Consider the following 12,266-nt stretch of genomic DNA (forward strand, 5'->3'; position numbering starts at 1 on the left):
GGAGGTTCTTTTCATCGTCAACGTCTATCTGTCACCAACGTCATGGCCGAGTACACCTAGGTCCGGTCCGGGCCGCACCGCGAGGGCTCTCGCCCCGGGCGGATCACCCCTCGGCGTCGTCCTCCGAATCCTCCGAATCCTCGGAGTCCTCCTCGGAGCCGCCGGCGCGCGGACCGGCGCCGTCGGTGTCGTCGTAGATGTCGATGGTGCCGCCGTAGTTGGCCACCCAGACCTCTCCGGAGGGCTTGTCATAGGTGATGCCGATGGTGTTCACGCCCGCCGGCGCCGTGCCGAGGATCTCAAGCGTCTCGGCCTCGATCTTGCTCACCGTGGAGTCGTAGTAGTTGACCACGTACAGGGCCGTCCCGTCGGCGGAGATGTCCATGGAGCGCGGCTCGTCCCCGGCCGGGGCGCTGGCGATGACCTCGCCGGTCTCCGCGTCCATCTTCACGATCTCGTCCGCGCCGGAGAGCGTCATGTAGAGGGTCTTGCCGTCCGGGGACAGGGTCAGGTGGCGCGGGTTGGCCCCGGTGTGCATGACCACCTCGGAAGTCCCCTTCTCCAGGTCCACGCGGTAGAGCTTGTCCGCCCACATGGCGGTGGCGTAGGCGGTCTTGTTGTCCGGCAGCACGACGATGCCGCGGGGCATGGTGTCCAGCGGAATGGTGTGCTCGGTCTCGCCGGAGGCCGTGTCGATGACGGACATGTTCGAATCGCACCAGTTGGTGACCAGCAGGCGGGACTCGTCCGGGGACAGAGCCAGGTACTTGGGCACCCGACCCACACGGTAGGCGGCGTCCCAGTCCTTCTCCTCCACCGAGTACCGGTAGACGAGGGAGGGGGCGATGTCCGCGCCGGCGGTGCAGTTGTCGTCCGGCGCCGTGCCCACGGGGTACAGGCCGTACTGGGTGACGTAGGCGTGCTCGCCGTCCTTGGTCCAGGTGGCCTCCACCGGGGCGCCGCTGACCTCGTCGGGCAGGCCCTCGACGCCCAGCTCGGCCGGGTTCACGGTGTCGTCCAGGGTCTGGAAGACCTTGCGGGTCGCGGTGTCGAAGAGCACGACGTTGTGCTGGTAGACCACGTTGTTGGCGATCATCAGCCCGTGCTGGTTGGAGACCACGGACTTCGGCTCGACGCCGACGTCCCTGAGGGTCTCCATGTGGGTCAGCGTGGTGGTGTTAGACGCCGGGAAGTCGGCCGGGTCCACGGAGTCCGATTCCTCGGCCTCTCCCTTGCCGTCCTTGTCCGCGCCACCCTTGTCCGCGCCGTCCTTGTCCTCGCCGGAGTCGTCTGCACCGTCGTCGCCGTCCGGGGAGGCGTCGGCCTCGCCGTCCTTGTCCGAGGAGGCGGAGCCGTCGTCGTCCTGCCCACCGTCACCGGTGCCGCCGTCCTGGGTGCCGGAGGCCGTGGCGGCGCTGCCCTGATCGTCCGGGGAGTCGCCGTCCGTGCCGGCGCATCCGGTGAGCAGCAGGCCCACGGTGAGCAGGGCGGCGGCAGACCGCAGGACCCGCGGACGGGCAGCTGCGGCCTGCCTCAGCGCAGCCGGCTCCGCCGCGAGGTCGGTGGCGTCAGGGACGAGGGGCAGTCGGGACATGGGATCTCCGGGGGCTGAGGAAGGGCAGGCACATGCAATGGCCTGGACAGACACAACCTCAGCATAGCGAAGCCGACGCCGGCGGGAGCCGGAGAAGACCGGCTCAGCTCTCCTGCGGGAGGACGAAGGCGGCGGAGATCTCGAGCTTCACGGCATCCGAGACGAGCACGCCGCCGGCCTCGAGTGCGGCGTTCCAGGTGAGGCCGAACTCCTTGCGGGAGATCTCTCCCCGGGCCTCGAAGCCGACTCGGGTGGCACCGAAGGCGTCCACGGCCTGTCCGCCGAGCTCCGCCTGCAGCTCGACGGAGCGGGTGACGCCATGCAGAGTCAGCACGCCGCTGAGGGTGAAGGACTCCTCGGTGCCGGTCACGCCGGTGGAACGGAAGGTCATCTGCGGGAACTGCTCGACGTCGAAGAAGTCGACCGAGCGCAGGTGGCCGTCGCGCTGCTCGTTGCCGGAGTCGATCGAGGCGACGCCGATCGTCGCCTCCACGGAGGAGGCGGTGAAGTCGTCGGCGAGGACGAGCTCGCCGGAGACGTCGCCGAAGGTGCCGCGCACCTTGGAGATGCCGGCGTGACGGACCACGAAGTCCACGTCGGTGTGGGCGGGATCGAGGGTCCAGGTTCCGGTGGTGAGGGTGGAGTTGCTCATGGGTCTTTCCTTCGCGGGTCGAGGCCGCCAGCGGGGTGTGGCGGTTCTGCGGGCGGCGCAGGGGAGTGCGCCGGGGGCGGCGGGGCGCCGCCCCATCTGCTTCAAGTTTGAACTATCTGTCCGAAGGGCGCAACCGGGCCAGGGAGAACACCGACACGCAAGGTCATGAAGATGACGGGGCCCACACCCGACCCTGTGACAACGGCGCGGTGATCGCGGACCGGGCGGGCCGGTGGCCGCGGACGTCGCGCAGGACGCCTCGGTCTCGTTCGGCCGACACCGACGCCGCCGTCGGAACCCGCACATGACAAAGGCCCCGGATCGGTGATCCGGGGCCTTGTCCTCGTGGTGCGCGAGGGGGGACTTGAACCCCCACGTTCTTGCGAACACTGGCACCTGAAGCCAGCGCGTCTACCAATTCCGCCACTCGCGCGAGCGGCCTCCCAGGCGATCCGGCGTCACCGGCCTCGTCCTGAGCAGCGAGGAATACCTTACCGCACCCGTTCGACAGCGCGCAAATCGACACCAGGCGCCTCCGAACGGCCACGATTCGGCATCCGTTCGGAGGCCGCGCCCGGCCGCTCCCAGGAGTTCACCGAGCTGTCCCCGTAGTATCGAAGGCGACATCTGCGGAAAGGAGTGCCCCTTGGGCCTTCTGGACAACCTGGAGCGCGGCCTGGAGAAGGCCGTGCGGTCGGCGTTCTCCGCGGGCGGCTCCCAGGCCGTGAAGCCCGTCGAGATCGCCTCGGCCCTGCGCCATGAGATGGACGACGAGTCCATCACGGTGTCCGAGGGTCATGTCGTCGCGCCCAACGACTTCGTGGTGCGCTTCTCCGAGCCGGACTTCGAGCGCGCACGTGACTGGGGCACCGCCCTGGCGCAGGAGCTCTGCGACGAGGTCATCCGGTACGCCGACTCCCAGCAGTACACGCTCCCCGGCACCGTGCGGGTCGCCTTCCACGCCGATGTGGAGCTCCGCGAGGGCCGGATCGAGGTGGACTCCCGTCTCGACGACGGCTCCGCCGCCTCGGACGATCGCGTCCCCCAGGACTCCCCCTCCCTGTTCGGCAGCGCCCCCGGGGCCGCCGCCGTGGAGGACCCGCCGCATCGGCTCGTGGAGGACGAGGCCCCGGTGGGCCCCGCCGCCCCGCGCCGCTCCGAGCGTCCGCGCATGCCCGCCGCCGGCCACCGGGGCGCCTACGGCGAGGGCTCCCATGCCGCAGGCGCACGGGACCCTCACGATCCGGACGACGCCTCCGACCGCACCCGGGTGGTGCCGCGCCCGGACTCCGAGTCCTCCGTCCCCTCCCTCGAGGTGGACGGCCGCCTGCATCCGCTGGAGCAGGAGGACATCGTGGTGGGCCGCTCGAACGAGCGCGCCGACCTCGTGCTGTCCGACTCGTCGGTCTCCCGGGAGCACGTCCGCCTCATCCGCACGGGCCGGAACGTGACCCTGATCGACCTGGGCTCTCGCAACGGCGTGACCGTGAACGGCCGCCGGGTTGACGGCTCCGTCACGCTCCACGACAGTGATCGCATCACCGTGGGACAGACAACCCTGGTCTTCCACGCCGCCCCGGGACAGGAGGTCCGATGAGCGAACTCGCCATCGCCGCGCTGCGCTTCGGGCTCCTGCTGGCCCTCTGGATCTTGATCGTCTCGATCGTCACGTCGCAGGGCCGCGACCTCGTGGTGGGCCGCCGCAACAAGACCCGCCGGGACGCGGCCCCGGTCACCGCCTCCGCCGCGTCGGCCCCGGTCGCCGCCGGCGGCTCCGCCGCACCGGAGCACCACGGCGCCCCTGCGGGCGGCCGCACCGTGCACTCCGGGCCGCCGACCCCGGCACCGCGGCTGGCCCGCACCCTCATGGTGGACAAGGGCCCGCTGGCCGGACGTGAGATCGACCTGCAGGGTCAGGCCCTGCTCATGGGCCGCGCCCAGGACGCAGACCTCGTACTGGAGGACGACTACGCCTCGGGCCGCCACGCCCGCCTGTTCCCGCAGGGCACCCGCTGGTTCCTCGAGGACCTCGGCTCCACCAACGGCACCTTCGTGAACGGCAGCCAGATCTCCCGCGCCCTGCCCGTCGGCCCCGGCGACTCCATCCGGATCGGCAAGACCGTCATGGAGATCAAGGCCTGACCCATGCCCTACGTCCTCCACTGCGCCGCCAAGTCCGACGTCGGCAGGATCCGCTCGAAGAACGACGACTCCGCCTATGCGGGTCGTCATCTCGTGGTGCTCGCCGACGGCATGGGCGGGCATGTGGGCGGCGACGTCGCCTCGGCCTCGGCAGTGCTGGACCTGGCCCCGCTGGACGCCACCGGCTACGACGACCCGGCGACCGTGCTGCCGGACGAGATCCAGAACGCGAACCTGGTCCTCAACGAGCTGGTCCACGCGAACCCGAAGCTCGCCGGCATGGGCACCACCTGCACCGCCGGTCTGCTCGCCGGGGACACGCTCTACATGGCGCACATCGGAGACTCGCGCGCCTACCGCCTCAGGGACGGCGAGTTCGAGCAGATCACGCGCGACCACACCTTCGTGCAGCGCCTCGTGGAAGAGGGCCGCCTGTCCAAGGAGGAGGCCGAGCACCACCCGAACAAGAACGTGCTCATGCGGGTGCTCGGCGACGTGGACGCCTCCCCCGAGCTGGACGTGTTCGAGGTCCCGGTGACGATCGGCGAGCGCTGGCTGTTCTGCTCGGACGGCCTGACGGACGTGGTCACGGTGCCCACGATCAAGCAGACCGTGGAGCAGGCCGAGACCCTCGACGACGCCGTGGACGAGCTCGTGGACCTGACCCTCAAGGGCGGCGCCCATGACAACGTCACGGTGATCGTCTTCGAGGTCGCGGAGGGCACCGAGGAGGAGCTCGCCCCGGTCCAGTCGCTGCACCTGTCGGACGAGGCCCTGGCGGCCGCGCATCCGCCCGAGGTCGGCCCGGTCTCCGGCCGCCTGCTGCGCGAGGACCTTCAGGTGCGCCCGCACATCCTGGTCGGCGCCGCCTCCGCCGCCGTGAAGACGGACCGCGTCCCGATCGTCACACGCGCCACCACGAAGCGCCGTGCCGCCACCCTGCTCGGCGAGGAGCCGGCCCCGGACAACCGGCCACGCCGGGCCGCCGCCATCCTGACGGGCTCCTCCCGCGCGGAGCCGGCCACCTCCGAGGTCCCGACGACGGCACCCGCCTCCGCGATCGGCTCGGCCGGAGAGGGCGCCTCCGCCACGGACGGCGCCTCTACCGCGGGAGCGGCCGCAGTCGGCGCCCCCGGCTCGGCGAGCGCCGCGGACACCGCCGACTCCCCCGCCTCCGGCAGCGCCCCGTTTGCGGAAGGCGCGGACGGCGCAGCCGCGTCGGCAGACGCGCGTACGGCCACGCAGACGCAGGACGAGGATTTCTCCCCGGAGGAGGCCACCCGGGAGTCAACGTACCGCCGCGGCTTCTTCGTCCCGGTCTTCGCGGCCTTGCTGGCCTTGATCCTGGCCGTCCTGCTGGGCTGGGGGTACCTCTGGACCCAGACCCAGTACTACGTGGGCGAGCACGAGGGGAAGGTCGCCGTCTTCAAGGGCGTCTCCCAGCGGCTGGGCCCCCTCGAGCTGTCCGAGGTGGACCGGGACACCGATCTGTCCGTGGACAGCCTGACCGGCTACACCCGCACGCGGGTGGAGTCCGGCATCTCCGCCCGGGACCAGGAGCACGCGGACCAGATCGTCGCGGACCTGCGCCGAGACACCGGCGAGGAGTCCGACGGCGGCGAGGAGCCGTCGTCGTCCCGGGCGTCCACGAGCTCCTCGGACGACCGGTCCTCCTCGCCCTCCCGCTCCGGGTCCGCCTCGACGTCGCCCTCCCGGTCCGGGTCCGCCTCGACGACGCCCTCCCGCTCCGGGTCCGCCTCGACGACGGCCCCCTCCCGTTCCGGGTCCGCCACGCCGTCTCCGTCCGGCTCGCGCAGCCCCGCCCCGAGCGGCTCGTCCTCCTCGAACGGGGGTGACTGATGCCCGGCGTCATCTCACCGCCGCACCCGCGGCGCAACGTGGAGCTTCTCCTGCTGGTGCTGGCCCTCGGCATCGGCCTGGGCGCGAACCTGCTCGGCGCCATCGGCACCGAGCAGGAGATCACCACCGCCTACTGGGTCCAGTCCGGCGTGCTCGCCGCGGCGAGCCTGGCCCTGCATGTGGTGCTGCGCCTGCGCGCGCCCTTCGCCGACCCCTACATCCTGCCGATCACGGTGACGCTCAACGGCCTGGGCCTGGCGATCATCCACCGGCTCGAGACGTCGAACACCCTGGCCAACGCCACCACCCAGCTGGTGTGGACCGTGGTGGCCATGGCCGTGGCCGGAGCGCTGCTCTGGTTCGTCCGCGACCACCGGCTGCTGCGCCGCTGGCCCTACCTGTTCCTCGCTCTCTCCGCGGTGCTGCTGGTCCTGCCGCTGCTGCCGGGCATCGGCATGACCGTCAACGGCGCGCGGATCTGGGTGAACCTCGGCGTCGGCACCTTCCAGCCCGGCGAGATCGCCAAGATCACACTGGCCGTGTTCTTCGCCGGCTACCTCTCGGCGAACCGGGACCTGATCCTGCTCGCCGGCAAGAAGGTCGGGCCCCTGACCTTCCCGCGCATGCGCGACCTCGGACCCCTCGTGGTGGCCTGGCTCGTGGCACTGGGCGTGCTGGTCTTCCAGCGCGACCTCGGCTCCGCGCTCCTGTTCTTCGGCCTGTTCATGGCGATGCTCTACATCGCCACCTCGCGCGCTTCGTGGATCCTGCTGGGCCTGGGACTGATCGGCCTGGGCGCCGTCCTGGCGTTCCTGTTCATGCCGCACGTCACCGCCCGCTTCGACGTGTGGCTCAACGCCTTCGACAGGCAGATCTACGAGCGTCAGTTCGGCGGCTCCCTGCAGGTGGTCGAGGGCGTGTTCGGCATGGCCTCCGGCGGCTTCATGGGCACCGGCCTCGGCGCCGGCTCCCCGTGGCGCGTGCCGCTGAACCACTCGGACATGATCCTGGCGACCATCGGCGAGGAGCTCGGCTTCGTCGGCCTGTCCGCCGTCCTGGTCCTCTACCTGCTGCTGTTCACCCGCATCATGCGCGCCGCCCTGGGCGCCCGCGACGCCTTCGGCAAGGTCCTCGCGGCCGGCCTGGCGTTCACGCTCGCCTGGCAGCTGTTCGTGGTGGCCGGCGGCGTCATGCTCGTGATCCCGATGACCGGCCTGACCACCCCGTTCCTGGCGGCCGGCGGCTCCTCGCTGCTCGCCAACTGGATCATCGTGGGACTGGTGCTGCGCATCTCCCATTCTGCCCGCCGCCCCGTGGTGGTGGACGACATGGTCAACGCGTCCGGCCCGGGTGCCGGCCACCAGGATCAGGCCAAGCTCGTGGCCCTCGAGCCGCACCGTCGCGGCGCGGGGCGCCGCGGATCCGCCCGCCGCGCCGCCGTGGGAGGTGATCGCGCATGAACGAGGCGATCCGTCGCATGTGGATGGTGGCCGTGGCCCTGGTGCTCGTGCTGCTCGTGGCCGGCTCGACCATCCAGGTGGTCCTGGCCGACCAGCTCAAGGAGGACCCCCTGAACCGTCGCCAGATCTACCTCGAGTACGGCGCCCCGCGCGGCCCGATCCTGGTGGACGGCGAGCCGATCGCGCAGTCCGTCGAGTCGGACGGCCGCTTCGCCTACCTCCGGCAGTACTCGGAGTCCGGCATGTACGCGCCCATCACCGGCATGTACTCCCTCAACTACGGCGCCTCCGGCCTGGAGCAGAAGCTCAACCGGTACCTCGCCGGCACGCCGACCTCCGCGTTCATGGACCGTGCGTTGGAGATCGTCACCGGCTCCACCGCCCAGGGCGACCAGGTCGAGCTGACCCTGGACTCGGACATCCAGCGCCTGATCTACGGCGCCCTGCCGGACGGCGTCCGCGGCTCGATCGTGGTCACCGAGGTGGACACCGGCCGGATCGTCGGCATGACCTCGCGCCCGACCTTCGATGCGAACGCCGTCTCCTCACAGAACCTCGCCGAGTCGCGGGCCGCCATGGAGGAGCTCGAGTCGATCCCGGGCGGCAGCGCCTACACCAACCGCGCCACGCAGCAGCTCATCTCCCCCGGCTCCACCTTCAAGCTCATCGACGCCATCGCCATGCTCGAGTCCGGCGACTACTCCCCGGACGACGAGCTCGAGGTGCCGGAGCGCTACACGCTGCCCGGCACCCGTACCCAGATGGGCAACTACAGCGGAGAGGGTGCCCAGTGCGGCACCCGGTCCACGGCATCGCTGACCTGGATCATGGCGAACTCGTGCAACACCCCGTTCGCCGAGGCCGCCGTCGATCTCGGCCAGGACAAGATCCGTGAAGTGGCCGAGCGCTTCGGCTTCAACCAGGACTTCGAGATGCCGCTGGACGTCGCGGCATCCCGGTTCCCGCAGGACCTCGACGACGCCGCGCTCGCGCAGTCGGCGATCGGCCAGCGGGACGTGCAGGCCACGGCCCTGCAGATGAACATGGTGGCCTCCGGCATCGCCAACGGCGGGATGCTGATGGAGCCGCAGCTCGTGGAGTCGATCCGCAGGTCGGACCTGTCCGTGGTCGAGTCGTTCAGCCCGCGCGAGCGCGGCCGGGTCACCAGTGAAGACGTCGCCGCACAGGTGCGGGACATGATGGTCGCGGTCGTCGAGGAGGGCGGCGCCTCGGGTGCCCGCTCCTCTCAGGTGCAGATCGCGGCGAAGACGGGCACGGCGCAGATCGACGGCACCGACGCGGTGCACTCGTGGATCACGGGCTTCGCTCCGGCGGAGAACCCGCGCTACGCGGTGACGATCGTCATCGAGAACACAGACTTGGGCACAGGACGCCGTCTGACGGTGGACAACATGAAGAGGATCATGGAAGCGGTGGTCGCAGAATGAGGCCGACATCCGGTATCACGCTGGGCGGCAGGTACCAGCTCACCGATCGCATCGCGATCGGCGGCATGGGCGAGGTGTGGAAGGCACGAGACAAGGTCCTCGGCCGCATCACCGCGGTGAAGATCCTCAAGGAGGAGTACACCGGCGACCCCAACTTCCTGCGCCGCTTCCGCGCCGAGGCCCAGCACACCGCGCTGCTGAACCACCCCGGCGTGGCGAACGTGTACGACTACGGCGAGGAGAAGGGCTCCGCCTACCTCGTCATGGAGCTCGTGCCCGGGCAGCCGCTCTCGTCGATCCTGGAGAAGGACAAGGTCCTCTCCCCGGACCGCACGCTGAAGATCATCTCCCAGACCGCGGCCGCCCTCTCGGCCGCCCATGCCCAGGGTCTGGTCCACCGCGACGTGAAGCCGGGCAACCTGCTGATCACCCCCACCGGCCGTGTCAAGGTCACCGACTTCGGCATCGCCCGCCTCGCGGACCAGGTGCCGCTGACGGCCACCGGCCAGGTCATGGGCACCGCCCAGTACCTCGCCCCCGAGCAGGCCACGGGCCAGCAGGCCACCGGCGCCTCCGACCTCTACTCGCTCGGCGTCATCGGCTACGAGTCCCTCGTGGGCCGTCGTCCGTTCACCGGCGAGTCCCAGATCGCGATCGCCCTGGCCCAGGTCAACGATCCGCCGCCTCCGCTGCCGGAGACCATCCCGGCTCCGGTGCGCGCGCTGATCATGTGCCTGCTGTCCAAGGAGGCCCAGGAGCGCCCCTCGGACGCCACCGCGCTCTCCGAGGCCGCGGACGCGCTGCGCCGCCACGACACCGCCGGTGCGGTCGAGGCCGTGCCGACCCTGCGCCCGTTCCTCGAGGAGTACGCGGACAGCGAGGCCACCACCACCCTGGACGCCCAGACCGCGCCGGTCGACTACTCGGGCATGCGGGACACCCACGCCACGGACGTCGTCCCGCCGGCCGCCGGTGCCGCGGACGGTGCGGGTGCGACCGGTGCCGCCGCCGGTGCCGGTGCGTCCGGTGCTGCCGCGCCGCGCACCGCCGCGATGCCTCGGATCGACGACTCGCAGGACTCCCGCGACGCCGCCCGCGAGCAGCACCAGCCGATCTCCGCCGCCGCGGACGCGCCGGAACACCGCCAGGACACCGGCCGCCTCGACCTGGACGACGGGGACCGCCGCGCGCGCTCGACCGTCGTCGGCCCCGAGGCCACCCGGAACGACGGCCGCCGCCGCGGTCCCCGCTGGCCGCTGGTCGCCCTGCTGCTGCTCCTCGCGTTCGCCGTGCTCGGCGCGCTGCTGTGGCCGAAGATCTCGGAGATGCTCGGAGCCGGGGACGACGCCCAGCAGTCAGAGGTCGGGGAGATCACGCTCCGGGAGGACGAGTACGTCGGCCGCCCGGTGGCCGAGGTCGTGCCGCAGATCGAGTCCAAGGGCCTGGAGGCCGACCAGACGGAGGCGGACGACCGCGCCGAGGAGGGGACCGTCGTCGGGCTGGCCCCGCTGACCGGCCTGACCGCCGGTGACACGGTGACCCTGGACGTCTCCACCGGCATGGGTCAGATCCCGGCCGACCTGGTGGGCATGGCCGCCGAGCAGGCGACCACCGCCCTGCAGGACGCCGGCTTCAGCGTGGACCGCGTGGACGACCCGTCCGCCGCGGGCGCCGCCGGCGAGGTCGTCCGCGTGAACCCGGGCTCCGGCGAGCGCCACCGCTACGACACCCCGGTGCAGCTGATCGTCGCCGCCGGGAGCGGCGGCGAGGCACCCGCCCCGACCACCTCCGCGGCCCCGACCGGCGAGCCGACGACGGAGCCGGAGCCCACCGAGTCCGCCGCGCCGACCTCCGAGCCCTCGGAGGAACCCACGCAGAAGCCGACGGAGGAGCCCTCCTCCGACCCGACCACCAGCGAGGAACCGACCGAAGAGCCGACCGGCGAGCCGACGACCGAGCCGGAGCCCACCGAGGACCCGACCGAAGAGCCCACCGAAGACCCCACCGAGGACCCGACGGACGACCCGACCGAGGACCCGACGGAGACCGACCAGCCCACGGAGGGACCGGACACCGGCGAGACGACCGCCCCGGCGGAGCCGACCGACGAGGACGTGACCGGCTGAGCCCCCGGGGGCTCTCACCGGTGACGTCGTCCCCAGGACGGACGGGAGCATCACGTGTCCACTGAGCACATCCTCAACGGCCGCTATCGGATGGAGGATCTGATCGGCCGCGGCGGCATGGCCGACGTGTACCGCGGCACCGACCTGCGCCTGAAGCGGACGGTGGCGATCAAGATGATGCGCCCGGACCTGGCCCGGGACCCCCAGTTCCAGTCCCGGTTCCGGCGCGAGGCCACCAGCTCGGCCTCCCTGAACCACCCGAACATCGTCCACGTCTTCGACACGGGCGAGGAGGACATCGAGGACCGCCACGCCCACGAGGTGTCCTGCCCGTTCCTCGTCATGGAGCACGTGGACGGCGGCACCATGAAGGACGCCATCGGCGCCGGAGACGTCACCGTGGAGGAGGCGGTGGCCTGGCTCGACGGCGTCCTGGCCGCCCTCTCCTACTCGCACGGCCTCGGGATCGTGCACCGGGACATCAAGCCGGCGAACGTCATGGTCACCGGCTCCGGCGAGGTCAAGGTGATGGACTTCGGCATCGCCCGCGCCCTCGCGGACACCTCTGCCACCATGACCCAGACGCAGACCGTGGTGGGCACCGCCCAGTACCTCTCCCCCGAGCAGGCGATGGGCGGGACCGTGGGCACCCGTTCGGACCTGTACTCCGTGGGCTGCGTGGCCTTCGAGCTGCTCACCGGCCGCCCGCCGTTCCTGGGCGAGTCCCCCGTCTCCGTGGCCTACCAGCACGTCCGCCAGGACCCGCCGCGCCCGTCCACGCTGAACCCGGACGTGACCCCCGCCCTCGACGCGGTGGTGCTCACCGCGCTGGCCAAGGAGCCCGACGACCGCTTCGATGACGCGGACCAGTTCGCCGCCGCCCTCGTGGAGGCCCTCGGCTCCCCCGAGCAGACGCCGACGGGAGCACTGCCGCTCGTGGATCCGGACGCGGACGCCCCCGCCGGCCCCATCCCCGCCGAGGAC

Annotated in this window: 9 protein-coding genes and 1 tRNA gene; 7 read left to right on the forward strand and 3 right to left on the reverse strand. The window is 71.4% G+C overall.

All coding sequences use genetic code 11. From position 1 onward, the window contains the following. Positions 1 to 103 precede the first annotated feature (103 nt). The 3 genes from FM125_RS07830 to FM125_RS07840 all read right to left on the reverse strand — a co-directional run bounded on the left by FM125_RS07830 (position 104) and on the right by FM125_RS07840 (position 2,679). Positions 104 to 1,594 (reverse strand): YncE family protein, encoded by a 1,491-nt coding sequence (locus FM125_RS07830; protein ID WP_087134216.1) that lies wholly within the window; start codon positions 1,592 to 1,594, stop codon positions 104 to 106. 103 nt (positions 1,595 to 1,697) lie between these two features. Further along, positions 1,698 to 2,246, reverse strand: a complete 549-nt coding sequence (locus FM125_RS07835; RefSeq protein WP_087134217.1) for a YceI family protein — start codon at positions 2,244 to 2,246, stop codon at positions 1,698 to 1,700. Positions 2,247 to 2,592: 346 nt separating this feature from the next. Beyond that, positions 2,593 to 2,679, reverse strand: a tRNA-Leu gene (locus FM125_RS07840). A 213-nt stretch (positions 2,680 to 2,892) separates the two neighbouring features. Here FM125_RS07840 and FM125_RS07845 point away from each other — a divergent pair. From FM125_RS07845 to FM125_RS07880, 7 genes are all read left to right on the forward strand, one after another. Next, a complete protein-coding gene (locus FM125_RS07845; protein WP_087134218.1) occupies positions 2,893 to 3,843 on the forward strand; it encodes an FHA domain-containing protein in 951 nt (316 codons plus the stop codon). Further along, on the forward strand, positions 3,840 to 4,388 hold the full coding sequence (locus FM125_RS07850; protein ID WP_087134219.1) for an FHA domain-containing protein FhaB/FipA: 549 nt from the start codon (positions 3,840 to 3,842) through the stop codon (positions 4,386 to 4,388). The genes FM125_RS07845 and FM125_RS07850 overlap by 4 nt, the downstream gene beginning before the upstream one ends. Before the next feature lie 3 nt (positions 4,389 to 4,391). Continuing rightward, positions 4,392 to 6,248, forward strand: a complete 1,857-nt coding sequence (locus FM125_RS07855) for a PP2C family protein-serine/threonine phosphatase (protein WP_087134220.1) — start codon at positions 4,392 to 4,394, stop codon at positions 6,246 to 6,248. Beyond that, positions 6,248 to 7,708, forward strand: a complete 1,461-nt coding sequence (locus FM125_RS07860) for an FtsW/RodA/SpoVE family cell cycle protein (RefSeq protein ID WP_087134221.1) — start codon at positions 6,248 to 6,250, stop codon at positions 7,706 to 7,708. Before FM125_RS07855 ends, FM125_RS07860 begins: the two co-directional genes overlap by 1 nt. Then, entirely contained in the window at positions 7,705 to 9,156 is a 1,452-nt protein-coding gene (locus FM125_RS07865; RefSeq protein WP_067190837.1) for a penicillin-binding transpeptidase domain-containing protein, read from the forward strand. The genes FM125_RS07860 and FM125_RS07865 overlap by 4 nt, the downstream gene beginning before the upstream one ends. Next, positions 9,153 to 11,282, forward strand: coding sequence for a protein kinase domain-containing protein (locus FM125_RS07870; protein WP_180525438.1), 2,130 nt, complete (start codon positions 9,153 to 9,155; stop codon positions 11,280 to 11,282). The genes FM125_RS07865 and FM125_RS07870 overlap by 4 nt, the downstream gene beginning before the upstream one ends. A 54-nt stretch (positions 11,283 to 11,336) precedes the next feature. Continuing rightward, positions 11,337 to 12,266: protein kinase domain-containing protein (locus FM125_RS07880; protein ID WP_425435811.1), on the forward strand; the 930-nt coding region annotated here is incomplete at its 3' end.

Source organism: Micrococcus lylae (assembly GCF_900163825.1).
GTDB classification, from domain to species: Bacteria; Actinomycetota; Actinomycetes; order Actinomycetales; family Micrococcaceae; genus Micrococcus; species Micrococcus lylae.